Consider the following 26,637-nt stretch of genomic DNA (forward strand, 5'->3'; position numbering starts at 1 on the left):
CACGAATCCTTGTGCCAGATCAGTAGCGCCACGCCAGGCTGAAGCCGAAGGTGGTGTAGTCAGTCGGGAAGTTGGAGGGCTTGTGCAGGGCCGAGCCCACGAAACCGTCCCAGGAAAGCTGCTGCCAGCCGCCGCGCAGGCCCAATGCCATGCCGGCCAGATCCCGGCCGGATTGCCATTGCGCCGATGGCCCGCCGATGCGGCCGTAGTCGGCGGCGACGTAGAACTCCTGGCCGCCGCCGATGCCCAGCGACAGGTCGTTGCGCAGCGACCAGCCGCGCTCACCGCTGAGCGAGCTTTCGCCATCGAAGCCACGCACCGTGTAGCGGCCGCCGATCGCAAAGCGATCCTGTGGCGACAATGGTGTGCGGTTCCACTGCGCGCGCCAGGCGGCGGTGTAGCGCAGGCGCTGCTTGCCCAGCTGGAACGGCACGCTCAACTGCGCGTCAGCCGTGATCACCTTCATCCGCGAGGTGCCTTCCAACGGCAGGGTTGGATCCCACGCTTGGGCCATCTCTTCCGGGGAGCGCAGTGCATGGAAGGCGCCGGTGCCGCGCCGGTATGCCAGCGTGGCATCAAGCGTAGCCGCGCCGATGAACTGCTTGTGGGTCAGGCCGAGCTCCCAGCCCGAGGTACGGCGACGCTGCACCTCGATCTCGGTATCGTCGATGTAGTTCTTCGACGTGCGCTGCCAGCCGCGGCCGTAGATGCCCAGCTTGGTCTTGGCATTGCGCAGCAGCAGGCGATCCACGCGTGCCTCGGCGTTGCCGCTGCGGCCGCTGTAGTCATAGCTTTCGTACGCGCCCACCACGGTCTGGCTGTAGTCGTAGGCACTGGCCGTGGCGCCGAACAGCCAGTAGCCGTAGGGCACGTCGTAGTGCGCGGTCCAGCTGTTGGTGTCCTTGCCTTTGCCATTGAACACGCCGCGCCCCGCGCTGACGTAGAACAGCTCGTTCAGGCCCAGCGGGTTGTCCAACGACAGCGTGGCGTTGGCCTGCAGCTTGCCGGTGCCCTGGCTGCCTGCATCGTCCAGGGTCAGGCTGGCACGCACCGGCGAACGCTGTTTCCAGTCGATGTTCAGGTCGCTCTGCCCGGGCGCGGCGCCTTCGCCGTCTGCAGGTGCGATCTTGATGTCAGCAGTGACGGTGGGCACGCGCTGCAGGTTCTCCAGCCCCTGCTCGATGTCGCGCAGGTTCAACAGGCCGCCACTGCGGATCGGCAGCGCATTGGCGATGGCCGGATGCCGCCCATCCGCCTCGGTGAACACCGCCTCGCGGAATCGCCCGGGCACCACCGACAGTGTCAGCGTGCCGGTATTCAGATCCTGCGGAGCCGACAGCACGCGGGTGGTGACATAGCCACGCGCGATGATCGCGTTCTGTACGCGCTTCATCACCACGTTGATGCCTTCAGTGCCCAGGCAGCGGCCGCTGGCGGGATCTTCGCGCGGATCGGCTGCGGCCAATGCCCACTGGAAGCCCTTGGCACCCTCGCCGTCCAGCACGATGCGATCAATACGCACGCAGGGCTGCTCCTGCGTCGGCAGGCGCTCCCCCTGTTCACCCTGGCTGCTCTCCAGGCGTACATCGGGCCGGCTTTCCTGCTGCTCGCGCAGCACGCGTTCTCGTTCCTGCTGGCGCAGCAGCTCCTGCGCGCCCGGGTCACCCACCTGCTGGGCAGCAACACTGAAGGCCATGCCCAGAAGCACCAACCCTCCACCACTGCGGCGCGCACCGCGCACAGACATCTTCCTTGCTTGCACAATCAATTCCACGTGTTGATGCCACGCGTCAGCGGTCCTGCTCCCGGAAAGGAGAAGGGCCAACCCGATGGCTTGAATCGAGGTTCGCCGGGGGTATGCAACGGCATGCCACCGCGCCCGACGCGAAGTGGCGCATAGGCTATCGGCCGCCCGAAGGATTTCTATAGGGAAATTTTCAAATGCCCAGAACTACGGGACAGAACACCGCAGGCAGAGATCCAGAGTATGCGTACGCACGCGCCACGTCGCAAAGCAACGGCGTTCAGCACAACGCCTTTCGCCCGCCCACGCTACAGTCGGCGCATGACCGTATTCCTGCAGATCGAAGGCACCACCATCGTTGATATCCCCAGCCTCTATGCGGAGATCAACCGGGTATTCATGGCCGGCGAAGCCTGGCAGCTCGGGCCCAGTCTCGATGGACTGGACGATCTGCTGTACGGCGGTTATGGCGCGCTGGCCGGGCACGAAACCGCTACGCTGGTCTGGCGCGACATCGACCACAGCCGCGAGGCACTGGGATTGGAGACCACGCGCGCGTGGCTGGAAGACAAGCTGCGGCAGCCGGGTACGTTCAATGCCGAAACCATCGGCCGCCAGCTGGACGCCCTGCAACGTGGCGAGGGGCAGACCTACTTCGACATCGTGATGGAGATCTTCGCCAGCCACCCGAACGTTGCACTGGTGTGCGCCTGAAGTGGCGCCCCTCCCCCCTGCGGCATCCCGCCTGCGGAACACGCCAACCGTTACAGCGCGACCGGTTGTGGTAGTACATGTCAAACGACCGATTCAGACGCCATCGCAGTCACTACCGGCCTTGGCGAGCCTGACCACGTCACGCAGGGAACTCTGGATGTCCGCGACTGAGCTACAGATGTTTTCAGGCGCCACGTCGAATTTCGCCCCGCCCGCCCGACGCTTGAAAGCAGCAAGTTCGGAGAGGCATTGACCTGCCAGCTTCCTGGCATCCAGCCTCGACGCAGCCTGAACCATTGAATTGCCCTGCGCGGCGACGTAGCACTTGTAGTCTTCGGAGAGCGCTCCGTCCATACGGAAGCGGGACAGTTCAACCAAGTTCCGAGGGGCAGCCGGACTCCTACTTCCCCCTATCAAGGCAAGACCAAGCTCAGCACCGTCAGCTCCTACACAAGCATATGGCGTCTGAGAGCACAGTGACTTGCTCTCGGAACTCTTGTGCACTACCAGCGAGGCAAGAATAGAGTGTTCGGCCATCTCCATGTCTGCCGCGAGTCTTTCTGCCAGCGGCCGGGCGGACACCGAGGACCCAAATAGAACACAAAGGACGAAGCACGAAATCAGCGCAGTGGTTTTCATCGGCTCACCAGAATCGAGCAGTCCGCCAGCGTGGCCCTTTTCAACTCGACCAAATATTCGGCTCGGACCTCTTCCGTGGAGGGATGCTGGCCGGTTTCCCGGACCACGGCCAACTTCTGACGGGCCAGCTCGTAGGCTTGTTCGGGACCGATGTCGGTGACGCTGCCCAATGAGAACCGCCGAACCCCAACTGGGCCTCGGACTACGACTTCGTAGGTGGTGCGGGTGGGGCCCACGTAGAACCCAAAGCCCGTCGGAGCACCTCGGTTCCCGCCCAGCACGCGGCAAGGCTTGCCCGCCTCTGCCGGCGGCCGCGAGGCTATGACCGCCCTCCCCTGTTTTCCTTCAACCGGGGCCTTGGCCACGCTCAGTTCGCAGATTTGGTGGCAGGTCAGCTTAAACTTGGTGCCTCGGCGGCGCGGGGCATCTGCCTGCGTCGCAACAACCGTATCCATGGTCGATCCGCCGTGTGTCCGTCGCAACATCGATTTGATCCTCTTTGAGTGACCGGCGCAACCGCAGCGCAACGAAGAACCCCGTCACTCGCGGTCAGTGACCCGGGTCGATCGCTACAACCCGTAGGAAGCTCTCTTGCAAACCACTGATTCAAAAACGAAAACGTCCTCATCCAAGGCCAGTGCAGAGCACACCCCGCTGATGAAGCAGTTCTTCGCAGCCAAGTCCGACTACCCGGACCTGCTGCTGTTCTTCCGCATGGGCGACTTCTACGAGCTGTTCTACGACGACGCCCGCAAGGCGGCGCGGCTGCTGGACATCACCCTCACCCAGCGCGGCAGCTCCGGCGGCGCGCCCATTCCGATGGCCGGCGTGCCGGTGCATGCCTACGAGGGCTACCTGGCCCGGCTGGTGGCGCTGGGCGAATCGGTGGCGATCTGCGAACAGATCGGCGACCCGGCACTGGCCAAGGGTCTGGTCGAACGCAAGGTGGTGCGCATCGTCACCCCGGGCACCGTTACCGACGAGGCGCTGCTGGACGAGCGCCGCGACACCCTGTTGATGGCCCTGTCGCGCAACAAGAGCGGCTATGGGCTGGCATGGGCCGATCTGGCCGGCGGCCGCTTCCTGGTCAACGAAGTCGACAACGACGACGCACTCGAGGCCGAGCTGGCCCGCCTGGAGCCAGCCGAACTGCTGGTTCCGGATGAAGAGAACTGGCCCGACTTCCTGCGCCAGCGCAGCGGCGTACGTCGCCGCGCGCCGTGGCTGTTCGACGCCGACAGTGGTCGCCGCCAGCTGCTGAACTTCTTCAAGCTGCACGACCTCAGCGGCTTCGGCATCGATGACAAGCCGCGCGCCACGGCCGCTGCCGGCGCCCTGCTCGGCTATGTCGAGGAAACCCAGAAGCAGCGCCTGCCGCACCTGACGTCCATCTCGATGGAGACCGCCAGCGAAGCGATCGCGATGAACGCGGCAACGCGTCGCCATCTGGAGCTGGACACCCGCGTCGACGGCGATACCCGCAACACCCTGCTCGGCGTGCTCGACAGCACAGTGACGCCGATGGGCGGCCGCCTGCTGCGCCGCTGGCTGCATCGGCCGCTGCGCCTGCGCGAGGTGCTGGTGCAGCGCCACCACGCGGTGGAAACACTGATCGACCGTGGCGCGGACGCAGATATCCGCGAACAGTTCCGCCGCCTCGGCGACCTTGAACGCATCCTCACCCGCGTTGCCCTGCGCTCGGCACGGCCGCGCGATTTCTCCACCCTGCGCGATGGCCTCGGCCTGCTGCCGGCCGTACGCGAGGTGCTGTCACCGCTGGATTCACCGCGCCTGCAGACCCTGCACGCCGCGCTCGGCGAACACGACGAATGCGCCCACCTGCTGGCCAGCGCGATCGCCGACATGCCGCCGCTCAAGCTCAGCGACGGTGGCGTGCTGGCCGATGGCTTCGACACCGAGCTGGATGAGCTGCGCCGCCTGTCGACGCACGCCGACCAGTTCCTGGTCGACCTGGAACAGCGCGAGCGCGAGAGCAGCGGCATCGCCACCTTGAAGGTCGGCTACAACCGTGTGCACGGCTACTACATCGAAATCAGCAAGGGCCAGTCCGACCGTGCGCCGGTGCACTACACCCGCCGCCAGACACTGACCAACGCCGAGCGCTACATCACCGAAGAACTGAAGGCGTTCGAAGACAAGGTGCTGTCCGCGCGTGACCGTTCGCTGTCGCGCGAAAAGTACCTTTACGAGCAGCTGCTGGACACGCTGGGCACCCAGCTGGAGCCGCTCAAGCAGTGCGCCGCCGCACTCAGCGAACTGGATGTGCTGGCCGCCTTCGCCGAGCGTGCGCAGGCGCTGGACTGGGCGCGCCCGGAACTGCAGGCCGAGCCGTGCCTGAAGATCGAGCGCGGCCGCCATCCGGTGGTGGAAGCGGTGCGTGACCAGCCGTTCGAGCCCAACGACCTGGACCTGCACCCGGACCGTCGCATGCTGGTCATTACCGGCCCGAACATGGGCGGTAAATCGACCTACATGCGGCAGAACGCGCTGATCGTGCTGCTGGCCCACATCGGCAGCTTCGTGCCGGCCAGCCGCGCGTTGATCGGCCCGATCGACCGCATCCTGACCCGCATCGGCGCCGGTGATGACCTTGCCCGCGGGCAGTCGACCTTCATGGTCGAGATGGCCGAAACCAGCTACATCCTGCACCACGCCACCGCGCATTCGCTGGTGCTGATGGACGAGATCGGCCGCGGCACGTCCACCTACGACGGCCTGGCCCTGGCCGACGCGGTAGCGCGCCACCTCGCCTACGAAAACCGCTGTTACACGCTGTTTGCGACCCATTACTTCGAACTGACCGCGTTGGCCGACGAACAGCACGAGGGCGGCCGCAGCGGCATCGCCAACGTGCATCTGGATGCCGTCGAGCACGGCGAAGCGCTGGTGTTCATGCATGCAGTGAAGGACGGCCCGGCCAACCGCAGCTTCGGCCTGCAGGTGGCCGCCCTGGCCGGCCTGCCGCGTGCCACCGTGGCACAGGCGCGCCGACGCCTGGCCGAGCTGGAACAGCGCGGCGGCGAAAGCCATGCCGCCGAACTCGCCCCGCAGGCGCTGGATGCCCCGCAGCAGTTCGGGCTGTTTGCCGCTCCGCCGAACAAGGCGCAGGAGGCGCTGGCCGCGATCGACCCGGACGAGCTGACCCCGAAGCAGGCACTGGAAGCGCTGTACCGGTTGAAGGCGCTGCTGTAAGGCAGGCCGCATGTTCCGCCGGCCCTGCCCGGCGGACGCCCGCCATGAAGCCTTCGCATTGCCGTCGTGTACACGGCGTTATGCTCGGGCGGTTCGTCCTTCACAGACCGGAGACCGCCATGAACACCGAATCCCTCGCTGCATCCCTCTTCCAGCAGCTGCAGCAGGGCCAAGGCCTGCAGCAGGTGTCGCAGCAGCTCGGCCTGGACAGCAGCCAGGCTACCCAGGCCGTCGGCAGCGCCCTGCCCCTGCTGCTCGGCGCAATGGGCCAGAACGCCAGTGAGCCGCAGGGTGCGCAGTCCCTCCTCAATGCCCTGCAGCGCGACCACCTTGGCTCGGCCGGCGGCGGTGGTGGCGGTTTCGACCTCGGCAGCATCCTCGGCGCGGTGATGGGCGGTGCCGGCGGCAACGCCACCAACGGTGCCGGCATCCTCGGCCACGTATTCGGTGGGCAGACCTCGCAGGCGGCCGAAGCGCTGGGCCAGAAGACCGGCCTGGACAGCGGCAAGTCCAGCCAGCTGCTGGCGATCCTTGCCCCCATCGTCATGTCGTTCCTGGCCCAGCGGTTTGCCCAGAGCGGCAACGCAGGCCAGCTCAGCCAGGCCCTCGGCCAGGAAGCACAGCAATCCGGCGGCGGCATCGGCAGCCTGCTTGGCGGTGCGCTCGACCAGGACGGCGATGGCCAGTTCGGCGCCAGCGATCTGTTCAAGCTCGGCGCGGGCCTGCTCAAGCGCTGATCGCGCACAACGATGCAAGCGCCGCCTGCCATAGGCGGCCACTATCGCATCGGTTGAATCAATCGAATTTACCCATCATTAGGCGATGCCTATGGTGGGTAAGCGATCTGATTCCCTCATTCGCCAGCCCACAGGTAGAGACCCATGAAAAGCGAAGCGAAGTGCCCGTTCAACCATGCCGTCGTCGGTGATGCGACGACCAACCGCGACTGGTGGCCGAACCAGCTGCGCGTGGACCTGCTCAACCAGCACTCCACGCGCTCCAATCCCCTCGATGCGGGCTTCGACTACGCCAAGGCCTTCAACGGGCTGGACTACAGCGCCCTGAAGGCCGACCTGAAGGCGTTGATGACCGACTCGCAGGACTGGTGGCCAGCCGACTTCGGCCACTACGGCGGCCTGTTCATCCGCATGGCGTGGCACAGCGCCGGTACCTACCGAATCGACGATGGCCGTGGCGGCGGTGGTCGCGGCCAGCAGCGCTTCGCTCCGCTCAACAGCTGGCCGGACAACGTCAGCCTGGACAAGGCACGGCGCCTGCTGTGGCCGATCAAGCAGAAATATGGCCAGGCCATTTCCTGGGCCGACCTGCTGATCCTGACCGGCAACGTCGCACTGGAGTCGATGGGCTTCAAGACGCTCGGCTTTGCCGGCGGCCGTCCCGATACCTGGGAGCCGGACCAGGACGTGTACTGGGGCCGCGAAACCACCTGGCTCGGCGGCGACGTGCGTTACAAGCACGGCTCGGAGGGCGTGCAAGAGGACCACGGCGTGCTGGTGTCCGATGACGACGCTGATGGCGATGTGCACTCGCGCAAACTGGAAAACCCGCTGGCCGCGGTACAGATGGGCCTGATCTATGTGAACCCGGAAGGCCCGGATGGCAATCCCGATCCGGTGCTGGCCGCGCATGACATCCGCGACACCTTCGGCCGCATGGCGATGGACGATGAGGAAACCGTCGCCCTGATCGCCGGTGGCCACAGTTTCGGCAAGACCCATGGTGCAGGCCCGGCCGACAACGTCGGCAAGGAACCGGAAGCAGCGGGCCTGGAAAGCCAGGGCCTGGGCTGGGCCAACAGCTTCGGCAGCGGCAAAGGTGGCGACACCATCACCAGCGGCCTGGAAGTCACCTGGACCCGCACCCCCGCGCAGTGGAGCCACGATTTCTTCGAGATCCTGTTCGGCAACGAATGGGAGCTGAGCAAGAGCCCGGCCGGCGCCCACCAGTGGGTCGCCAAGAATGCGGATGCGGTGATTCCCGATGCGCACGATCCGTCGAAAAAGCACCGCCCGACGATGCTGACCACCGACCTGTCGCTGCGCATGGACCCGGCCTACGAAAAGATCTCGCGGAAATTCCTTGCTGATCCGCAGGCGTTCGCCGATGCCTTCGCCCGCGCCTGGTTCAAGTTGACCCATCGCGACATGGGCCCACGTGCGCGCTATCTCGGCCCGGAGATTCCAGCCGAGGAATTCATCTGGCAGGACCCGGTGCCGGAAGCCAGGCACCCGTTGATCGACGCCAAGGACATCGCCGCGCTGAAGCAGAAGATCGCAGCGACCGGCCTGAGCGTGGCCGAGCTGGTGTCCACGGCGTGGGCCTCGGCCTCGACCTTCCGCGGTTCGGACAAGCGCGGTGGCGCCAATGGTGCACGCGTGCGCTTGGCACCGCAGAAGGACTGGGCGGTGAACCAGCCGCAACAGCTGGCCAAGGTGCTGGCCGCGCTGGAAAAGGTCCAGGCCGAGTTCAACGGCACGGGCAGCAAGCAGGTGTCGCTGGCCGACCTGATCGTGCTGGCCGGTGGCGTCGGCATCGAGCAGGCGGCAAAGGCCGGCGGCCATGACCTGAGTGTGCCGTTCACCCCGGGCCGCACCGATGCCAGCCAGGAACAGACTGACGTCGAATCGTTCGCGGTGCTGGAACCGGCTGCCGATGGTTTCCGCAACTACCTCAAGGGCGCTTACAGCGTGCCGGAGGAGGCGCTGCTGATCGACAAGGCACAGCTGCTGACCCTCACCGCACCGGAAATGACCGCCCTGGTCGGTGGCCTGCGCGTGCTCGGCGCCAATGCCGACGGTGGCAGGCACGGCGTGTTCACCAGCCGTCCCGGCACGCTGAGCAACGACTTCTTCGTCAACCTGCTGGACATGGGCACCACCTGGAAGGCGACCGGTCGCGAAAGCTATGAAGGCCGTGGACGCAGCGATGGTGCTGCGCGCTGGACCGGCACCCGTGCGGATCTCGTGTTCGGTTCCAACGCCGTGCTGCGCGCGTTGGCCGAGGTGTATGCCAGTGCCGATGGCGAGAAGAAGTTCGTGCAGGATTTCATCGCCGCCTGGACGCGGGTGATGGAACTGGACCGCTACGACCTGCACGGTTGACCGTATATGGTAGGTGCCAACCTTGGTTGGCACCTGGCAAAGCGCCCACCAGGGTGGGCGACTACCAAAGCGCTACCGCGGGGTCATGACTTGGTAGATGCCAACCTTGGTTGGCACCGGACACAACGCCCACCAAGGTGGGCGACTACCGAGGCGCCCCTTCCTTCAACCGCTCCAGGATCGGCGCGAACAGCGGCGCCTGCATCGAACGCGGCGGCTGCGCTGCTTCGCCCTTTTCGATAGCCTGCCAGTACGATCCCGGCAGCGGCTTGTCGCCCAGTTCGTAGTCCATGCCATCCCAACCGTCTTCGCGGAATGCGTAGAACGCCCAGTGCACCTTCTGCTGCTCGGCCACGTCCAGCACGTCGCGCAGGTAGCGGCCGCAGTCCGGCCAGCGGCGCATGCAGCCGAACTCACCGATCACCATCCGGTTGGCACCAATGCCATGTGTCTTCGCCCAGTCCATCGGCTGCTGCAGGTAGCTGCGCACGCGCGCGGCGTCCCAGCGCTCGCTGCGGTCGCCAAACGGCACTTCGGCGGGATAGCGGTACGGTTTGCTGCGCTTCTGGTTCGGCGCACTGGTGGCCGCGTACGGCTCGTACATGTGCACGCTGTAAAGCAGCTTCGTGTCCTGCAGGGGCGCCGGCCAGTAATCGAAGGCATCGGCCGCTGCGTACCAACCAGCGTCGAGCATCAGCGGCATGTCTGCATCAACCGCGCGCACACTGGCCACCAGTTCCGTGTACAGCTGGCGCAGATCGCGCGGTCCGCCCTGCACGCCCGCATACCACTTCAGCATGTCCTCGCGGGAGGCGTGTTCGGCCAGCGTGGTGCCGTATTCCGGCGCCGGCTCGTTGATCAGGTTGTAGCCGGCCAGCGCCGGATGCCCTTTCAGCGCGGCGGCAAGATCACGCCAGAAGCGCTGCGCAGGTGCGTGGTTGTCGAAGGACTGCCACAGGCGCTGGTCGACCACGTCACCGTTCTTCTGTTTCCAGCGCAGCAGCGGCAGTGACAGCGGCACCAGCACCACCTTCAATCCCACGGCATTGGCGTCATCCAGCGCGCGACGCAGCGTGGCCACGTCGGCATCGACCAGTCCTTGATAGTGGTCGGCATCGCCCATCAGGAAATCGCGGCCGCCGGCACTGCGCCACTTGTCCGGGGTCAGTCGTACCCAGGTGGCGCCGGTGTCACGCAGGCCCTGGAAGTAGGCACGGTCGGGCGGCGTTTCGTTGAAGCTGTTGCCACCGCGCTGCGGGGTATCCCAGAAGGTGATGTCGGCGGCGAACACCGGGACGGCGGCGGACAGGGCCAGGCACAGCAGGCTGCGGCGCAGGAACATGGTGGGCTTCCATGAGGAGGACGATCCAACGTGCGGGGCGCAAGCCGAACGGTGGCTGAGCGTAGGCGGCAAAGCGCCCACCAAGGTGGGGGGCTACCAGAGCGCGAGCCAGACCCACGATACGGTAGGGGCCGACCTTGGTCGGCGCATGGCAAAGCGCCCACCAAGGTGGACGGCTACCGGAGCGCGAGCCGGTTCAGTCCGGTCACTGCGTCATAGCGCGTCGAGATCACCCAGAGCGCGGATCAACCTGCGCGCGCGCTTGTCCGGCTTGTGCTCCGGTGCCTGGTAGCCATCACGCGCGGCAATGCGCAGCGCACGCTGTTCGGCGCGGCGCGCCTTGGAGGCCTCGCTCTCGGCATACAGCTGCTGCGCCACCGGCGCCGGGCCGCGCTGGTCGCTCAGGCCCAGCACCTGGATCTCGAAGTGTTCTTCACCGCGATCGACCAGCAGCTGCTCTCCCACGCGTACTGCGCGTGAGGATTTCGGGCGCTGCCCGGCCACGGATACCTTGCCGGTCTCGATCGCCTGTTTGGCCAGGCTGCGGGTCTTGAAGAAGCGGGCCGCCCACAACCAGATGTCCAGACGGACGCTGGGCGCCAACGGGGAAAGCTCGGACATCGGTAGGGACTACTCCGTTCGCTTGTTCAGGGGACGCGGATTGTCGGGGTCGGTGCGGCAGCCGCTACCCCCGATCAATGCCGGTGTGCCGGCCGCCAGGTCCTGGCGCTGGCTGCCGACCAGGCACTCGGGGCGGTCGGTCGGCCGCACCTGGGTATCGCCGAGCCGGTCACCTGACGAACATGCGGCCAGCGCCGCTGCGATCAAGGCCGCCACGATCATCCGCATCGCCTGTTGTGATTGATGCATTGCCACATCCTGCAAACCGGCTTGATGCTAGTGTGCGCCTCCCGGGAATCGATCACCACTCCATGGCCAAAGCGCCGCTTGACCTGACCTCCGGCCCGATAGGCCGCAACCTGCTGCTGTTCGCGCTGCCGATCCTGGCAGGCAACATCGCGCAGTCGCTGAACGGCTCGGTGAACGCGGTATGGGTGGGGCGCTTCCTTGGCGAAGCGGCACTGACCGCGACCGCGAACGCCAACAACATCATGTTCTTCTTGATCGGTTCGGTGTTCGGCTTCGGCATGGCCTCGACCATCCTGATCGGCCAGGCCATCGGTGCGCGCGACATCGCCCAGGCACGACGCGTGGTCGGCACCAGCGCCACGTTCTTCATCGGCCTGTCGGTCATCATCGCCATCGCCGGCTGGTTCCTGGCCCACCCGCTGCTGGCGGCGATGGGCACGCCTGCCGCCTCGCTGCCGTTGGCCGAGGCCTACCTGCGCATCATCTTCCTGGCGATGCCGACGCTGTACGCCTTCGCCTTCCTCAGTGCGGCGCTGCGCGGTGCCGGCGATTCGCGCACGCCGTTCCGCTTCCTGCTGGTCTCGGTGGTGCTGGACATCGCCCTGAACCCGGTGCTGATCTTCGGCATGGGGCCGTTCCCGGAACTGGGCATCGCCGGCTCGGCCTGGGCCACGCTGGTGTCGCAGACGCTGTCGCTGGCCGGCCTGCTGCTGTACATGCGGCACAAGCGGCACACGCTGTGGCTGGGCCGCGCCGACATGCACCTGTTCAAGCTGGACATGACCATCCTGCGCGCGCTGGTGGTCAAGGGCGTACCGATGGGCCTGCAGATGGTGCTGATCTCGCTGTCGGTGATCATGCTGATGACCATGGTCAACCAGTACGGTACCGACACCGGCGCAGCCTACGGTGCATCGCTGCAGCTGTGGAACTACGTGCAGATGCCGGCGATGGCGATCGGTGCGGCGTGTTCGTCGATGGCCGCGCAGAATGTCGGTGCGCAGCGCTGGGATCGCGTGCGCGGTACCGCACGCCAGGGCATCGCGTTCAACTTCCTGCTGACCGGCGCGTTGATCCTGCCGCTGGTGCTGCTGGACCAGTACTCGCTGGCCTTGTTCCTGCCGCAGGGCAGCGAATCGCTGCAGATCGCGCGGCACCTGAACCACATCGTGATCGGTTCGTTCCTGTTCTTCGGCGTCAGCTTCGTGATCTCCGGCGTGGTGCGCTCTACCGGCGCGGTGCTGCCGCCGCTGCTGATCCTGGCCGCGTCGCTGTGGGGCGTGCGCGTGCCGTTCGCCGAATTCCTGCAGCCGTACTGGGGTGCCGATGCGATCTGGTGGAGTTTCCCGGCCGGCTCGCTGGTGTCGATGCTGCTGTCGCTGGCGTATTACCGCTGGGGTGGCTGGCGCAAGGCGAGGATGATCAGTACACCGGTGCATGCCGAAGAACTCGCCACGCCATCGGAGATTCCCGCCTGTCCGCCCTCGCCGGTGGCCGACCCGGATGCGGCGCTGGAAACCAGCCCCCCGCGTTGAACATGCACCGGTAGTGCCGGCCGCTGGCCGGCAACTACATGGACGTCGCAAACATCGCGCAGTTGCTGGCCAGCGGCCGGCACTACCGCTTTTTCTTTTTCGCGTTGTGCCTGGCAGCGGCGCGCAGTAGTGCTTTCAGCGCCGTAGCGTTGGGCATTTCGCCTTCGTGGATGTCGATCGCGCGGCGCGTACCGCCTTCCAGGCTGGCGTTGAACAGGCGCTTCGGGTCCGGCAACGCTGCGCCGTGGGCGAAGGTCAGCTTCACCGCCTGCTTGTAGGTTTCGCCGGTGCACAGGATGCCGTTGTGTTCCCACACCGGTGTGCCGCGCCACTTCCAGGTTTCCTCCACGTCCGGCAGCGCCTCGTGGATCAGCGCGCGGACGCGGGCAAGGATGTCACCACGCCAATCAGCAAGCTCGGCAATGCGGGCGTCAATCAGGGTGGCAGCGGAGAGAGCAGCATCTGCGGGATCGGACTTCTGCGTGGCCATCGCTTGGTCTCGTACGGGAAAGAACCTGGGAGATCACATGCGTTCGCCGGGCAGCTCGCTGGCCTGCCGCACCCAGTCGAGGAACCTCGCCTCGTCCAGTACCCCATCCTCAAGAATGTGCAGGTAGCGCGTGTCGGCACTCTTGGATGGTTCGGGCGGAACAGGCTGCAACAGCGCACCGCGGAAGAACGCGACCTTGATGTAGCGGGTGAAGCAATGGAAGCTGAGGAACCAGCCCTCACCGGCGGCGATGCCGTACATCGGCGAGTTCCATTTCACTGCTTTGTGCACGCCGGGCACGGCCTGTTTGATCAGTGCATCAAGACGTGCACCGACAGCCCGCTTCCAGTCCGGCATGGCGGCGATATACGCCTGCACAGGCGCATCGCCCTCGCCCTTGGCGATCTGCGGGTTACCGCCGGACAGCAGCTTCGGCGCGGCACTGCTGGCGGATCGCTTGGCGGGCATCGCAGGGGCCATGAGGGGCGAAGGCCCGAGCGTACGCCGCCGCCCGGCAGCGGTCACGGCGCACTGCGCCATGGCCTCAGAGGCTGCTGCGGAACTGCCGCCAGGTGGGCAGCTTGCGGGCGCCGCGCAGGAACCACATCAGGGTGGCCATCACCAGGCCGAACATCACGCCTGCCACCACCCCGGCAAGCAACAGCAGTTCCAGCGCCGGGGCCCTGCCCTGCCACAGCAACAGCCACATCAGTACCGTCCAGAAGACGCCAAACAGCAGGCCCTGCAGCAGCGCATTGGTCAGGAAACCGGCCAGTATCGGCGGCGGCAGCGCGACACCCAGCCGCCACAGCATGCGGTGCAGCACGGGTGCCGCTTCCCTCCGTGGCACCCCGGAATGGTCCAGGAAGCGCAACGCCACCTGGATGTCCGCCGGGTATCGATGGTCGCTCTCATCCATCCATTGAAACTAACGAGGCGGCACCACAAACGCAAACGGCCGCCCGAAGGCGGCCGTCGCGGCAACAACCGAAGTTGTTTATCAGCCCTTGGTTGCCAGGCGGGCAGCCTTGGCGGCAGCAGCAGCAGCCAGATCTTCCTTGATGCGGGCAGCCTTGCCTTCCAGGCCACGCAGGTAGTACAGCTTGCCGGCGCGGACCTTACCACGACGCTTCACTTCGACCGAGTCGATGATGGCGCTGTGGGTCTGGAACACGCGCTCGACACCGTAACCGTGCGAGATCTTGCGCACGGTGAACGAGGAGTTCAGGCCGCCGTTCTTGGTCGCGATGACAACGCCTTCATAGGCCTGCACGCGCTCGCGGGTACCTTCCTTCACCTTCACGTTGACGACAACGGTGTCGCCCTGGCTGAACTGCGGCAGTTCACGGGTGATCTGGGCGGATTCGAATTCCGCGACGATGGACTTGTTCAGCTTGCTCATGGGTTACACCGATTCATTGTTCGGGTGGGCGTGTCATTCGACAGCGTGGGCTCATGCAGTCACCGGACTGTGCTGCACGTTTGTTTTGGGTACTGCGCACCGGCCGAGGCCGGCGGTAATTGGCCATGATAGCCGATAAAGCAGGGCTGGCGCTAGGCCTTGCCCTTTTCCGCCGGGACCTGGCGGGCCAGGGCCAGCAGCTTTCGGTCGGCCTTGCCCAGCGCCTGTTCATCCAGCAGGTCCGGGCGCCGCTGTGCGGTACGGATCAACGACTGCTGCCGACGCCAGGCGGCGATGGCGGCATGGTTGCCCGAGCGCAGCACGTCCGGCACGTCACCCAGCGGATGCTGGGCCGGCTGGCTGTAATGCGGGCAGTCGAGCAGGCCGAGGTCGCCCTCGAAACTGTCCTGCGCCGCGGATTCGGCGTCATTCAAGGCGCCTTCCTGCAGCCGGGCCACCGCGTCGATGATCACCGCCGCCCCCAGCTCGCCGCCGGACAGCACATAGTCGCCGAGGGAAATCTCCTCATCGACATTGGCGGCCAGGAAACGCTCGTCGATGCCTTCATAGCGGCCGCAGAGCAGGACCATGCGCGGCAATGCCGCCAGTTCCCGCACCTTGGCCTGGGTCAACGGCGCGCCCTGCGGGCTGAGATGGATCACCCGCGCAGGCGTCGGATCGGCCTCACGGATCGCCTGCAGGCAGGCCTGCAGCGGTTCGATCAGCATCACCATGCCCGGGCCACCGCCGAACGGACGATCGTCTACCCGGCGGTAGTTGCCCTCGGCGTAGTCACGGGGATTCCAGCCATGCAGGCTGAACAATCCCTTTTCCTGCGCACGGCCGACCACGCCCAGCCCAGCGGACTGGGCGAGGAAATCGGGGAACAGGGTGATGACGTCGAAACGCATGCTCACACTCAGAACTCGGGGTCCCAGTCGACCACGACCAGATTGGCCTCGAAGTCGACGGATTTGACGAACTCCGGCACGACGAACGGAATCATCCGCTCGCGATCACCGCGTACGACCACCACATCGTTGGCGCCGGTACTGAACAGGTGCGAGACCTGGCCGAGGGCAACGCCTTCGACGGTCTTCACATCCAGGCCTTCCAGATCGACCCAGTAATACTCGTCGGCATTCGGCGGCGGCAGCGCACTGCGGGCCACGAAGACCTCGGTGCCATGCATCGCCTCGACCGTGTCGCGATCCTCGATGCCCGGAAAACGGGCCACAAGGTGCTTGCCGGTATCCCGGCCACGGGCGCCTTCAAGCGTCGATTCCTGCCCGTTGGGGCTGCGCAGGATCCACGGTTGGTAACGGAAAATAGCGGAACGCGGCTCGGTCCAGGACTCGAGCTTTATTTCGCCGCGCACACCAAAAGCGCCGACAACCCTGCCAAGCAGGATGCGGCGCTCGTTATCTTTCATCTGCGTTCAATCAGATGGGCCGCACCAGGGCGCGGCCCGTCAGGATCAGGCCGCAGCGGCCTGGGACTTGCTCGCTTCCTTGATCAGGTTGCGAACTTTCTCGGTCGGCTGGGCGCCGTTCTTGACCCAATGGTCAACGCGGGCCAGGTCCAGCTCGATACGCTTCTCGCCGCCCTGTGCAACCGGGTTGTAGAAGCCAACGCGCTCGATGTTGCGGCCGTCGCGGGCGCTGCGGACGTCGGTGACGATGATGTGGTAGAACGGACGCTTCTTGGCGCCGCCGCGGGTCAGTCGAATCTTGACCATGGTGGTTTTTTCCTATTGCCCAGTCGCCAGGATGGCGCGGTAAGCGGGCGATTATAGCGGCAGAGTTCGGCCGAGCCAACCCCGGGCGTCTACCCCGGGGTCAGATCCCTTTTACCGAGCAAAAGGGATCTGACCCGAACGGTTCCATTCAGGAAAGCGACTGCCAGGGCACTAGGGCCAACACCGCCCTGCCCTGTTCAGCCAGGGCCTGCGAACCCGGCAGCGCCTGACCATTGATGGCATCCAGCGCCCACAACCCGCTGGCGTTGCAGGCGAAAGCCGCCCGCATGCCGACCAGCTCATCCAGCCGCAACGGCCGGGTCTGCTGCGGCCCCACCCAGCCTGCCCGCAGAAGTGCCTCAGCGGTTCCCCGCAGCGCAGGCGCCTGCGGCCAGATCAGGTGTCCCCTGTCATGCACGGCCAGGTTCCAGGTCGTGCCCTCGCTGATCTGCCCATTGGCGGTCACGAACAGCGCATCGTCGAAACCCGCTGCCAACGCTGCACGGCGCTGGGCGAACAGGCCAAACGTACCGACATGCTTGATCTGCGGCAGCTCTCGCTGCCATGTCGCGCTGCGTACGCGTTTCGGCGCGGTCAGCGCGACCGGCGCGGAGACGGCAACCAGTACATCCACCGGCACGCTTGCCAGCGGCGCGCGGAAATCGAAACGGCGCGAGTACACGGTGACCCGCATCGATGCGTCGACCTGGCCGGCCTGTTGCAGCGCCTGCGTCATCCACGCCTGCACCTGCGCGATATCGAGCACGCTGCCGAACAGTTCCTGCGTTGCCTTGGCCAGCCGCTGCAGATGCAGATCAAGACCCTGCACCGCGTTGCCGCGCACCTGCAACGAGGTGAAGTGGCCGTAGTTGGTCAGCGCCGGCAGCAGGTCTTCGGCCCGCGCCGTTGCGCCGTTGCAGGTCACCGTCATCGCAGCAGCGCCTGCGCCTGTTCCCACATGCCACGCAGAACGTCAGCGGCCGGCGCTGCCGGTGCCATCCACGCCGACTGCCCGGCCCAGGCCTGCATCGCAGCAAGCCGGTTTTCCTGCGTGGCCTGCTTGCGCATCGGTCCAGTCAGGCCACGCTGCACCGGGTACGGGCGCGGCGCGGGTGCGCCCTCGGCAGCAGCTGCACGCACGTAGGCAGTGGCCAGGCCACGGCCCAGGCGACCACTGAAAGCGCGGGTCGGCCAGGTGTCTTCGGGTTCGTTGCGGGCCAACGCATCGGCCCATGCCGGCGCCACCGCTGCTTCGGGTGTGCGCAGGAAGGCCGTGCCGATCTGCACGGCGCTGGCCCCGAGCATCAAGGCAGCAGCAATGCCGCGACCATCGCCGATTCCGCCCGCAGCGATCACCGGAATACTCAGGTTGTCCGCCAGCCGTGGCAGCAGTGCGAACAGGCCGACCAGCTGCTGTTCTGCACGTATCGGATCGAAGGCGCCGCGATGGCCGCCGGCTTCGGCGCCCTGCGCGACCACCGCGTCAGCACCCGCGTCCTGCGCAGCGCGCGCTTCGGCCAGCGTCGTAGCGCAGGCGATCCAGGCGATGCCCGCATCCTTCAACTGCTGCACATGACGCGGCGACAGCACGCCCATGATGGTCGAGGCCACCGCCGGCCGTGCCGCCAGCAGCGCACTGAACTGCTCCTCGAAATCGGCAGGCGTGGCATCCGCTGCGCTGGCCGCAACCTCCGGCCCCCACTGGCCGAGAAACGCACGCGTGCTGGCCTCGGCGGCCACATCGCGCACCGGCGCGGGATCGGGCAACCACAGGTTCACCTGCGCCGGCCCGCTGGAAGCGGCCCGGAAGTCCTGCATCCAGCGACCGATATCAGCCGCCGGCGACAACACGGCCCCCATCGCGCCCATGCTGCCGGCGTTGGCCAGCGCGGCGGAAAGCGGAACCGGACAGGCACCGGCCATCGGTGCCAGCAGGATTGGCAGCTGCAATGAAAAACGCCGACAGAAATCGTCGGCGCGTTCGAGAATCGGCGAAAGGCTCACGCGACGCACCTGTGGGAGGAGTCGCTGCCAGCATACGCCAGACACTGTGGACGGGAGCGTCGCCTCGGGCGATCCGCTCCCGCCTGGCTCAGCGTGCAGACACCGCGTAGGTGCGGACCAGCTGGCTGTCCATTTCTTCGTTGAACTTGAACGTCACATAGCGCGCGTCATCAGCGGCAAACTCTTCCTCGGCGCTGGCGCGACCGATCTCGGTGCCCTCGGCATCCAGCGCACGCGCCACCAGCTTGCCCTTGAACGCCTTGTCGGCCACCACGTACACCGCCGCGTCCTTGGAGCCCATGCCACGGCTCTTGCCGAGGGTGACGGTGAGGCCCTGCGCGGCCAGGCCCGGATCGGCCTGCAGCGTCACGTTCATGCGCTTGTCCACGCCCTCGCCCAGCCCGGCGACGAAATCGGCAGCGGTACCACTGATGGCACTACCGGCCTTCTGCGACACGGAGGTGTCGTCCTTGCAGGCAACCAGGCCCAGGGCCAGCGCCATCACCACGATCGACTTGTTCATGCACATTCCTTTGATTGATTCCGCGGGTTGTTCAAGCGTTCGATACAGCGCGCGCTCAGCGGAACGGCATGCCACGGCCGCCCATGGCGCCCATCATGCCCTTCATGCTGCGCATCATGCCCTTCATGCCGCCACCGGCCATCTTGCTCATCATCTTTTCCATCTGCATGTACTGCTTCATGAGCTTGTTGACGTCGGCCGGGGTCACGCCCGAGCCCTTGGCGATGCGGGCGCGACGCGAGCCATTGAGCAGGTTCGGGTTGCGCCGTTCCTTCTTGGTCATCGAGCCGATGATGGCGATCATGCGCGGCACTTCCTTGCCCTGGCTGACCTGCTGCTTGAGGTGCTCGGGAATCTGGCCCAGGCCCGGCAGCTTGTCCATCAGGCCGCCGATGCCACCCATGTTCTGCATCTGCTCGAGCTGGTCGCGCATGTCGTTCAGATCGAACTTCTTGCCCTTGGCGACCTTTTCGGCCAGCTTCTGCGCCTTGTCCTTGTCGACCTGCTGCTCGACCTGCTCGACCAGCGACAGCACGTCGCCCATGTCGAGGATGCGGCTGGCGATACGGTCCGGGTGGAACACGTCCAGGCCTTCCGGCTTTTCGCTGACACCGACGAACTTGATCGGCTTGCCGGTGATGTAGCGCACGCTCAGCGCGGCGCCGCCACGGGCGTCACCGTCGGTCTTGGTCAGGACCACGCCGGTCAGCGGCAGCGCATCACCGAAGGCCTTGGCGGTATTGGCCGCATCCTGGCCGGTCATGGCATCGACCACGAACAGCGTTTCAGCCGGGTTGACCGCAGCGTGCAGGGCCTTGATCTCGGCCATCATCGCTTCGTCGATGGCCAGGCGGCCGGCGGTATCGACCAGCAGCACGTCGACGAACGACTTGCGCGCGTCATCGATGGCGGCGCGGACGATGGCCTCCGGCTTCTGCTCGGCGCTGGACGGGAAGAACAGCACGCCCACCTGGTCGGCCAGCGTCTTCAGCTGCTCGATCGCCGCCGGACGGTAGACGTCGGCCGAGACCACCATCACCTTCTTCTTGCGCTTTTCCTTCAGGTGCTTGGCCAGCTTGCCGACCGTGGTGGTCTTGCCGGCGCCCTGCAGGCCCGCCATCAGGATGATGGCCGGCGCGGGAACGTTGAGGTTCAGGTCGCTGGCTTCGGCGCCCATCACCGCGGTCAGCTCGTCGCGCACGACCTTGATCAGGGCCTGGCCCGGGGTCAGCGACTTCAGCACTTCCTGGCCGACCGCACGCACCTTGATGCGCTCGATCAGGGCCTGCACCACCGGCAGCGCGACGTCGGCTTCGAGCAGCGCGATGCGGACCTCGCGGGTCGCCTCGCGGATGTTCTCTTCGGTCAGGCGGCCACGGCCGCGCAGGCGCTCGATGGTGCCGGAAAGGCGCTGGGTCAGGGACTCGAACATGCGGCGCAACCTGTCTGAAAGCGGGGGACAATAAGGCCCACAGTATAACGGGTCCATCGCGCTCCCCGGACTGCGACGCCACGCCCGTCGCCAGCACCGCGGGGGTATGCGAAACTTCAACGATGACAATCGTTCTCATCGCCGTCCTGCTCTACCTGGCCGCCAGCGCCCTGCTGGTGCGTGCCCTTGGTCGCAACGACGGGGTGACCTCGCCCGCGTGGCTGTGGCCTGCGCTGCCGGCGATGCTGCTGCATGGCGGTTATCACGTGCTGGTGGCGATGCGCACGACCGGCGGCCCGGACATGCACTTTTTCGCCGCGCTGTCGCTGGTCGGCCTGGGAATGGCGTGGCTGACCTCGCTGGTGGGCGCGCGCGGGCGCATGTCCACCCTGGGCGTGGTGGTGTTCCCGCTGGCCGCGCTGCTGCTGGTGGTCTACCACGGCTACGGCCATGAACCGAGCAAGCTGCTGGGCTGGCGCCTGGCAAGCCACGCCTGGCTGGCACTGCTGGCCTACGCCACGCTGAGCATCGCCGCGCTGCTGGCGATCATGCTGTGGCTGCAGGAACGTGCGCTGCGGCGCCGTGAATTCCGTCCGTGGCTGCGTGCGCTGCCGCCGATGGCCGATCTGGAATCGCTGCTGTTCAGGGTGATCACCGTCGGCTTCGCCCTGCTGACCCTGACCCTGGTTACCGGCGTGCTGTTCGTCGACGACCTGCTGGCGCAGAAGCTGGTGCACAAGACGGTGCTGAGCGTGCTGTCGTGGATCGTGTTCGGCGTGCTGCTGATCGGCCGCCGCCGCTATGGCTGGCGCGGCACGAAGGCAGTGCATTGGACGCTGACGGCGATGCTGTTGCTGCTGCTCGCGTTCTTCGGCAGCCAGTTCGTGATCGAGCTGGTGTTCGGGCATTCGCGATAGAGGCGTGCCGACCAACGGTCGGCACCCACCCCAACATCACCTGGTAGTGCCGGCCGCCGGCCGGCAATCGGAGCACAGTAGATCCACGCCATGCGTGGATGCCCCAGCTCAAGGCAGCGGTTGGGCCAGGATCCTGCGCACCGAGCGACCACTGTTGGTGAGGATGTCATCGACCTGCCAGCAGCCCTCGCCCTTGCGCACCATCGGCACGCGGGTCACGTACGCCTTGCCCCAGACCGGATAACGCATTTCGACCTGGCCGGCCGTGGCTGAGGCCTGCTTCCAGTTGTAGCGCACCGGGCTGTCGATCTCCCCGTCCTGCGCATCCAGCCACGGATCGGAATCGATCGTGCAGATGCCCTCTTCGCGCACCTGGCAGGCACGCTCGCCGTGCAGCGCCTTGGCAAACGCCGCACTGACCAGTGCCTGCGGCGGCTCCAGCAGGTCGCCCTTGCCGGTGGTCGCTTCGAAGAAGGCCCGCGCCACGTCAGCCGGTTGCTGGCAGGCCGGCGCGGCCTGCACGGTGGGGGCCAGCAGCAGGCCGATGATCACCCACATCCCTGTCTTCCGCATGTTCCAATTCCCTGGTGGTAGTGCCGGCCGCTGGCCGGCAACGCGTGATTCCATGGGGTTGCCGGCCAGCGGCTGGCACCCCCGATATCGGCGGATTACAACCCGTACCGTTCGATCGCGTCCAGATGCGGCTGGCGGTCCTGGTCGCAGGCCTCGGCCAGGCGCAGCCAGCAGTGTGGATGTGCCCAATCCGCCGTGGCCTGCTGCAGGAAGCGGTGCAGCGCCAGCGGCGCATGGTCCTGCGGCTGCGCGACGGTGAACAACAGACCCGGCAGCGTGCCGTCTTCCGCGTCCGGATCGGTCACGGTGTAGTCCGCACGGCTGTGCGACCACACCTTCCAGCCCTGTGCCTCGGCTGCCTCCACGAAAGCGTTCCATGCCTCCTCGCCCGGGTGCGCGCCGTCGACCAGCCAGCTGCGCGCGAAACCACCCCGCTCCAGCACATGCACCTGCGCATAGGTCGGAATGAAGTGCTCGCGCTCCGCTTCGTCCTCTGGTGCGGGGTGTACCAGGCCGGCGTCGAACACCACCCAGTCCCCCACCTGCTGTGCGCGGTTGGCCGGTGCGTTCTCGACGATGCGCGCGGTCACCGGGCCGCTGCGGCGGGCGTAGTACTCCATCGGCTCGCCGCCCTCTTCGCTGCGGATGATCACCCAGCCCCATGGCTCTTCGACCACGCCCTGCTGGCTGGACAGTTCCATACCGATCGCTGCTGCCGAGCGGCGCACTGCGTCCCAGTCGCGCGCCGCACTGGCCGCACTCATGTGGTCCCAGTGTGCGCCGTTTGGCTCTTCCAGCAGTTCCACCAGCTGCGCGTAACAGGCCTGCGCCTCGCTGAAGCGGCCGGTCTCCATGTACATGCGGGCAAGCGTCCCGCGTGCGCCATTCGAGCCCGGCGACAACGCCAGCAACGCCTGCGCGGCCTGTTCCAGTGCCGGCCAGTCGGACGCGCGCCGTGCGCGCTGCACCTCGCACCAGTGCGCGAACACCGGCACGCTGTCGCGGTAGGTCGCGGCCAGCCTGCGCAGGCCATCATCATCGCCCTGCTCGGCCAGCCAACGCATCAGCGTGTAGGCCGCCGCGCCGTCTTCCTGTGCGTGGCCGCGCACGAAGTCCCACAGCAGTGCCTGCGCTTCGGTCTTCGCGCCACACGCATGCAGCGCCGAGGCGGCGACCTCGGCCAGCGCGCCGTCGTCCGGCCGCTCGGCGTGCGCCTGCAGCAGCCACTGCGCTTCGCGCTCGGGATCGCGCGACTGGTTCTGTTCGCCCTGCGCTTCCAGCCACGCCAGCAGCTCAGCGGCAGGCACCGGCAGCGGCGCCATCTGCGGCAGCGCTTCGATGCGTGCCGCCAGACCGGCCACCAGCGCGGCAGCGCCGCGGTCCTGACGCAGCTGCGCCAGATGGGTGCGGGCCAGACCCAGCTGGCGCTGCGCCACCCAGCGTGCACCGCGCTGCAGGGCCAGCTCCAGGCTCAACGCGGCGATCTCGATCACCAGGCGATGCGCGCCGACAGCGGCGAAGTGCTCGATGATCGTGTTGAAGCGCGTTCCCAGATCCCAAGTGTTGCGGGCGGCATCACGGCTGCACAGTGTCGAAGCCGTATTGGCCCACAACCGCCAGTGATTCGGCGTCAGCTCGCTCCAGGGCACCAGCTGCTGCAGCGCCTCTTCATCGCGCCCCAGCTGGGCCAGTGCCCAGGCCTTGGACAGCCGGCGCGGCACCGTGCAGTTGGCAGGCTCGTATTCGCCCGCAGCGGCCACTTCGGCTTCGCGCTTCTCGATCAGCGCCAGCGCTTCCTGCGCACGGCCGCTGGCCAGCAGGATCTTGATCTGCATTTCAGGGAAGCTGTCGAACACTTCCTTGCCGCGCGCCTGGATCGCCGCCGCCTGCACCTGCAGGTAATCCAGCGCATCCTGGCCGCGGCCGTCGTCCAGCAGCGCGTCGGCCTTCTCGCAGCTCAGGCACTGGAAGCAGGCCCAGCTCGGGTCGATGCGGCCCAGCGTCTCGTCGCAGACCTCGATGCGTTCGGGCACCCAGCCCGGACCATCGATGTTGCCGTAGCAGGCGGCGAGATCCTGGGTGACGCAGATCGACTGCGGGCAGTCCAGGGTATCGGCACGGTGTGCGCGCTCGAACAGCGCCACCGACTCGCCCAGCGCGCTTTCACCTTCCACGCGGTTGCCGACGCGGTTGCGCAGCGCCCAATGGCCGACATAGACGTCGACCCAGGGGTTGTCCAGCGCCTTGCCCAGCGCGCGCGCTTCGGGCAGCAGTGCATCGACGCGGTCGACCTGCAGTTCACTGACTTCATCGGCAAGGCGGGTCAGCAGGTGGGCGTTCTGCGCCTGGCCTGCCTGGCGCAGGTCTTCCTGCAGTTTTTCGACCCAGTTCCAGATATCCATGGGGGTAATGCTCCTGTCTAGCGAAGGCTGGATGAGAGGGGGTAGCGGTGCTCAGCGCAGCATCTGCTGCAGGGCACCGGCAATATCGGTAAATGCTCCATTGAGATCGGGGCCCGGCGTCGCCGCGCTCTGCTGCAGCGGCCGGCCCTGTGCGGACACGATGATCTTCAGCGAGCGCAGCAGGCGCGCGGCCGCTCCGGCCTGCGGGTGGCCCTCGCGCTGGGCCTGCAGCAACGCCTGCACCGCTGGATTGTCCAGGTTGAGGTACAGCCGCGACGGCGCACGCGCCTCGATGCGCGCGGTGAACTGGCGCGCCAGCCGCAGTGCCGCCATCGATACGCGCTTGTCGTTCTCGTCGTCTTCCAGGCGCTGCTTCAGTTCGGCCTCGCGGTCGGGCACCACCACCACCGGCAGCGCCTCGGGGCTGAACCGCGCGGGCAGCAGCTGTTCGCCATCGCCCAGGTGTTCGCGCAGCCAGGCCAGCTGCGCATCGTCAAGGCTGTCGTCGGTGCGGAACAGTGCGCGATTGCCCTGCTCGGTACCCAGTTCGACCAGGCGCAGGCCCTTGGCCTGGGCCCAGCGCCGCAGGAACGGCACCACCGCGTAGCGATGACCATGCGCGACCGGCACGCCCATCGCGCGGAACAGCATTTCCTCGAAGCCACCACCGTTGTCGAGGATCACATGCACTGCGCCGCGCGCCGGCAACGCGCTGGCCGGCAGGTCACCCTGCGAAGTCGGCACGCGCACGTGTTCCAGCAGCAGGTCGAACAGGCGCTCATCGCACAGCGCCGCGCCCAGCAGGGCTTCATTGTGGCGGCTGAGCACGCGGCGCCAGGCTTCGGGTTGCTGCCGGGCGACGTCGGCCAGGCCATCGATCAGCGCTTCCAGCAGGGCGTGCTGCACGTCGCGATAGTGGTCATCGCGCTGCAGGTCCTCGCGGCTGGCGGTCGGGGTCAGCTTCGACGATTCGATCACCCCGCCGATGAAACCGGCCCACGGCGGCAGCAGGTCGCGCGCATCGTCGTCCAGCAGCATGCCGCGCACGAACACCGACAGGTTGCGGTTGTCGCTGGTGCCGTAGGTGGCACCGTCCTGCACCCAGAGCATGCCGAGGGCGTCGCTGCTGCCATCGGACTGCAGCGGCATCGTCACGATGGGCTCGAAATCGTGTTCGAAACGGGCCGCGAACTGCTGCGCCTGGCGGCGTGCCTGCACCGGATGCAGGGCGACGTCACCCTGCCCGCGCCACGGCGGCGGTTCGGGATTGATCGCGGCGGTCGCCGCACCGATGAAGATCGGCTCGGACAGCAGCGCGCAGTAGCGGCCCAGCACCTCGTGCAGGCGCGCTTCGTTGGCCAGCGGCAGGAAGTCCGGATGCAGCTCCAGCTCGACCTCGGTGCCGATCGCGCGCGCCGGCACTTCGCTGACGGTGTACTGCTCGGCGTTGCTGGACACGTACAGGTGGCCCAGCTCTGGTGTCTGGTAGGAGGTGGTGCGCACGCTGACACGGCGCGCCAATACAAAGGCCGACAGGAAACCCAGGCCGAACATGCCGATCAGGCCTTCATCGTCCTCGCCGTCCTGGCGCAGGCCCCGGGTGTAACCGACACCGACCGTGGCCAGGTAATCGTGGATTTCCTGCCGGGTCAGGCCGGCACCGGTATCGGTGATGCGCAGCACGCCGGCGGCGACATCGACCTGCACGTCGATGCGCGACACACTCTGGATGCCGGGCTGCTCGATACGGCGACGGATGATCGAATCGTGCGCGTTCTGCACAAGCTCGCGCAGCGCCACCATCGGCGTGGAATACAGGTGCTTGCCCAGCACCGTCATCAGTCCATTGAGATCGACCCCGGCGCGGCGGATTTCGGCGGCGGGGGTGCTGAACATCGGGTCCTGCATGTAAACGATTACTCCTTGCCACGGAAAGGCGCCAGGGGGCGCCTTCGTCGAGCCGGGAAAACTAGCACA

General features: G+C 66.6%; 26 protein-coding genes. 6 read left to right on the forward strand and 20 right to left on the reverse strand.

Annotated features, from left to right (window positions below):
* Nucleotides 1-19: 19 nt before the first annotated feature.
* Nucleotides 20-1,696, reverse strand: a complete 1,677-nt coding sequence (locus tag AB4Y98_RS03710; protein ID WP_312786081.1) for a ShlB/FhaC/HecB family hemolysin secretion/activation protein — start codon at nucleotides 1,694-1,696, stop codon at nucleotides 20-22.
* A gap of 369 nt (nucleotides 1,697-2,065) precedes the next feature.
* Here AB4Y98_RS03710 and AB4Y98_RS03715 point away from each other — a divergent pair, with 369 nt between their 5' ends.
* Nucleotides 2,066-2,458 (forward strand): ribonuclease inhibitor, encoded by a 393-nt coding sequence (locus tag AB4Y98_RS03715; protein WP_223494561.1) that lies wholly within the window; start codon nucleotides 2,066-2,068, stop codon nucleotides 2,456-2,458.
* Between the two features lie 93 nt (nucleotides 2,459-2,551).
* Here AB4Y98_RS03715 and AB4Y98_RS03720 read toward each other — a convergent pair whose 3' ends face one another.
* Together AB4Y98_RS03720 and AB4Y98_RS03725 are read right to left on the reverse strand one after the other, a co-directional pair.
* On the reverse strand, nucleotides 2,552-3,097 hold the full coding sequence (locus AB4Y98_RS03720) for an Imm57 family immunity protein (RefSeq protein ID WP_442243796.1): 546 nt from the start codon (nucleotides 3,095-3,097) through the stop codon (nucleotides 2,552-2,554).
* Nucleotides 3,094-3,552, reverse strand: a complete 459-nt coding sequence (locus tag AB4Y98_RS03725; RefSeq protein ID WP_312786076.1) for a hypothetical protein — start codon at nucleotides 3,550-3,552, stop codon at nucleotides 3,094-3,096. The genes AB4Y98_RS03720 and AB4Y98_RS03725 overlap by 4 nt, the downstream gene beginning before the upstream one ends.
* A gap of 136 nt (nucleotides 3,553-3,688) precedes the next feature.
* Here AB4Y98_RS03725 and mutS point away from each other — a divergent pair, with 136 nt between their 5' ends.
* The 3 genes from mutS to katG all read left to right on the forward strand — a co-directional run bounded on the left by mutS (nucleotide 3,689) and on the right by katG (nucleotide 9,432).
* The gene (mutS, locus tag AB4Y98_RS03730) at nucleotides 3,689-6,310 is read left to right on the forward strand and encodes a DNA mismatch repair protein MutS (RefSeq protein WP_394196065.1); all 2,622 of its coding nucleotides are present in this window, start codon (nucleotides 3,689-3,691) and stop codon (nucleotides 6,308-6,310) included.
* Nucleotides 6,311-6,429: 119 nt separating this feature from the next.
* Nucleotides 6,430-7,047: a DUF937 domain-containing protein gene (locus tag AB4Y98_RS03735; RefSeq protein ID WP_223494554.1), complete on the forward strand. Its 618-nt coding sequence runs from the start codon at nucleotides 6,430-6,432 to the stop codon at nucleotides 7,045-7,047.
* A 144-nt stretch (nucleotides 7,048-7,191) separates the two neighbouring features.
* Nucleotides 7,192-9,432, forward strand: coding sequence for a catalase/peroxidase HPI (katG, locus tag AB4Y98_RS03740; protein ID WP_442243797.1), 2,241 nt, complete (start codon nucleotides 7,192-7,194; stop codon nucleotides 9,430-9,432).
* A 145-nt stretch (nucleotides 9,433-9,577) separates the two neighbouring features.
* Here katG and AB4Y98_RS03745 read toward each other — a convergent pair whose 3' ends face one another.
* From AB4Y98_RS03745 to AB4Y98_RS03755, 3 genes are all read right to left on the reverse strand, one after another.
* Nucleotides 9,578-10,774: a glycoside hydrolase family 5 protein gene (locus AB4Y98_RS03745; protein ID WP_442243798.1), complete on the reverse strand. Its 1,197-nt coding sequence runs from the start codon at nucleotides 10,772-10,774 to the stop codon at nucleotides 9,578-9,580.
* A 213-nt stretch (nucleotides 10,775-10,987) separates the two neighbouring features.
* Nucleotides 10,988-11,395, reverse strand: coding sequence for an RNA-binding S4 domain-containing protein (locus AB4Y98_RS03750; RefSeq protein WP_223494551.1), 408 nt, complete (start codon nucleotides 11,393-11,395; stop codon nucleotides 10,988-10,990).
* 9 nt (nucleotides 11,396-11,404) lie between these two features.
* A complete protein-coding gene (locus AB4Y98_RS03755; protein ID WP_394196071.1) occupies nucleotides 11,405-11,644 on the reverse strand; it encodes a hypothetical protein in 240 nt (79 codons plus the stop codon).
* A 62-nt stretch (nucleotides 11,645-11,706) separates the two neighbouring features.
* Between AB4Y98_RS03755 and AB4Y98_RS03760 the strand changes: the two genes are divergently transcribed.
* Nucleotides 11,707-13,179 carry an MATE family efflux transporter gene (locus AB4Y98_RS03760; RefSeq protein WP_442243799.1) on the forward strand — a complete coding sequence of 491 codons (1,473 nt, stop codon included), beginning with the start codon at nucleotides 11,707-11,709 and terminating at the stop codon, nucleotides 13,177-13,179.
* A gap of 82 nt (nucleotides 13,180-13,261) precedes the next feature.
* Here AB4Y98_RS03760 and AB4Y98_RS03765 read toward each other — a convergent pair whose 3' ends face one another.
* The 11 genes from AB4Y98_RS03765 to ffh form a co-directional block, all read right to left on the reverse strand.
* Entirely contained in the window at nucleotides 13,262-13,669 is a 408-nt protein-coding gene (locus AB4Y98_RS03765) for a DUF1801 domain-containing protein (RefSeq protein ID WP_442243800.1), read from the reverse strand.
* Between the two features lie 33 nt (nucleotides 13,670-13,702).
* Nucleotides 13,703-14,137, reverse strand: coding sequence for a DUF1801 domain-containing protein (locus tag AB4Y98_RS03770; protein ID WP_312107548.1), 435 nt, complete (start codon nucleotides 14,135-14,137; stop codon nucleotides 13,703-13,705).
* A 76-nt stretch (nucleotides 14,138-14,213) separates the two neighbouring features.
* On the reverse strand, nucleotides 14,214-14,588 hold the full coding sequence (locus tag AB4Y98_RS03775) for a DUF6404 family protein (RefSeq protein WP_442243801.1): 375 nt from the start codon (nucleotides 14,586-14,588) through the stop codon (nucleotides 14,214-14,216).
* Nucleotides 14,589-14,669: 81 nt separating this feature from the next.
* Nucleotides 14,670-15,071 (reverse strand): 50S ribosomal protein L19, encoded by a 402-nt coding sequence (gene rplS, locus AB4Y98_RS03780; protein ID WP_223494549.1) that lies wholly within the window; start codon nucleotides 15,069-15,071, stop codon nucleotides 14,670-14,672.
* Nucleotides 15,072-15,223: 152 nt separating this feature from the next.
* The gene (trmD, locus tag AB4Y98_RS03785; RefSeq protein WP_312107544.1) at nucleotides 15,224-15,982 is read right to left on the reverse strand and encodes a tRNA (guanosine(37)-N1)-methyltransferase TrmD; all 759 of its coding nucleotides are present in this window, start codon (nucleotides 15,980-15,982) and stop codon (nucleotides 15,224-15,226) included.
* Between the two features lie 8 nt (nucleotides 15,983-15,990).
* A complete protein-coding gene (gene rimM / locus AB4Y98_RS03790) occupies nucleotides 15,991-16,503 on the reverse strand; it encodes a ribosome maturation factor RimM (protein ID WP_312786069.1) in 513 nt (170 codons plus the stop codon).
* A gap of 45 nt (nucleotides 16,504-16,548) precedes the next feature.
* Nucleotides 16,549-16,809, reverse strand: coding sequence for a 30S ribosomal protein S16 (rpsP, locus tag AB4Y98_RS03795; protein WP_025873821.1), 261 nt, complete (start codon nucleotides 16,807-16,809; stop codon nucleotides 16,549-16,551).
* A 148-nt stretch (nucleotides 16,810-16,957) separates the two neighbouring features.
* Nucleotides 16,958-17,740 (reverse strand): aminotransferase class IV family protein, encoded by a 783-nt coding sequence (locus tag AB4Y98_RS03800; RefSeq protein ID WP_442243802.1) that lies wholly within the window; start codon nucleotides 17,738-17,740, stop codon nucleotides 16,958-16,960.
* Nucleotides 17,737-18,813, reverse strand: coding sequence for an NAD(P)H-dependent flavin oxidoreductase (locus AB4Y98_RS03805; RefSeq protein ID WP_442243803.1), 1,077 nt, complete (start codon nucleotides 18,811-18,813; stop codon nucleotides 17,737-17,739). The genes AB4Y98_RS03800 and AB4Y98_RS03805 overlap by 4 nt, the downstream gene beginning before the upstream one ends.
* Before the next feature lie 88 nt (nucleotides 18,814-18,901).
* The gene (locus AB4Y98_RS03810; RefSeq protein ID WP_025873823.1) at nucleotides 18,902-19,336 is read right to left on the reverse strand and encodes a hypothetical protein; all 435 of its coding nucleotides are present in this window, start codon (nucleotides 19,334-19,336) and stop codon (nucleotides 18,902-18,904) included.
* Between the two features lie 55 nt (nucleotides 19,337-19,391).
* On the reverse strand, nucleotides 19,392-20,768 hold the full coding sequence (gene ffh / locus AB4Y98_RS03815) for a signal recognition particle protein (protein WP_025873824.1): 1,377 nt from the start codon (nucleotides 20,766-20,768) through the stop codon (nucleotides 19,392-19,394).
* Between the two features lie 122 nt (nucleotides 20,769-20,890).
* Here ffh and AB4Y98_RS03820 point away from each other — a divergent pair, with 122 nt between their 5' ends.
* Nucleotides 20,891-21,685 (forward strand): cytochrome C assembly family protein, encoded by a 795-nt coding sequence (locus AB4Y98_RS03820; protein WP_312111422.1) that lies wholly within the window; start codon nucleotides 20,891-20,893, stop codon nucleotides 21,683-21,685.
* Nucleotides 21,686-21,793: 108 nt separating this feature from the next.
* On the opposite strand, the gene AB4Y98_RS03825 is transcribed toward AB4Y98_RS03820, so the two are convergent.
* The 3 genes from AB4Y98_RS03825 to AB4Y98_RS03835 form a co-directional block, all read right to left on the reverse strand.
* Nucleotides 21,794-22,258, reverse strand: a complete 465-nt coding sequence (locus AB4Y98_RS03825; RefSeq protein WP_442243804.1) for a hypothetical protein — start codon at nucleotides 22,256-22,258, stop codon at nucleotides 21,794-21,796.
* A 95-nt stretch (nucleotides 22,259-22,353) separates the two neighbouring features.
* Nucleotides 22,354-24,660, reverse strand: coding sequence for a hypothetical protein (locus AB4Y98_RS03830; RefSeq protein ID WP_442243805.1), 2,307 nt, complete (start codon nucleotides 24,658-24,660; stop codon nucleotides 22,354-22,356).
* 51 nt (nucleotides 24,661-24,711) lie between these two features.
* Nucleotides 24,712-26,568, reverse strand: a complete 1,857-nt coding sequence (locus tag AB4Y98_RS03835; RefSeq protein ID WP_442243806.1) for an ATP-binding protein — start codon at nucleotides 26,566-26,568, stop codon at nucleotides 24,712-24,714.
* Between the last annotated feature and the right edge of the window lie 69 nt (nucleotides 26,569-26,637).

The organism is Stenotrophomonas sp. 2YAF26 (assembly GCF_052114625.1).
Lineage (GTDB): Bacteria > Pseudomonadota > Gammaproteobacteria > Xanthomonadales > Xanthomonadaceae > Stenotrophomonas > Stenotrophomonas indicatrix.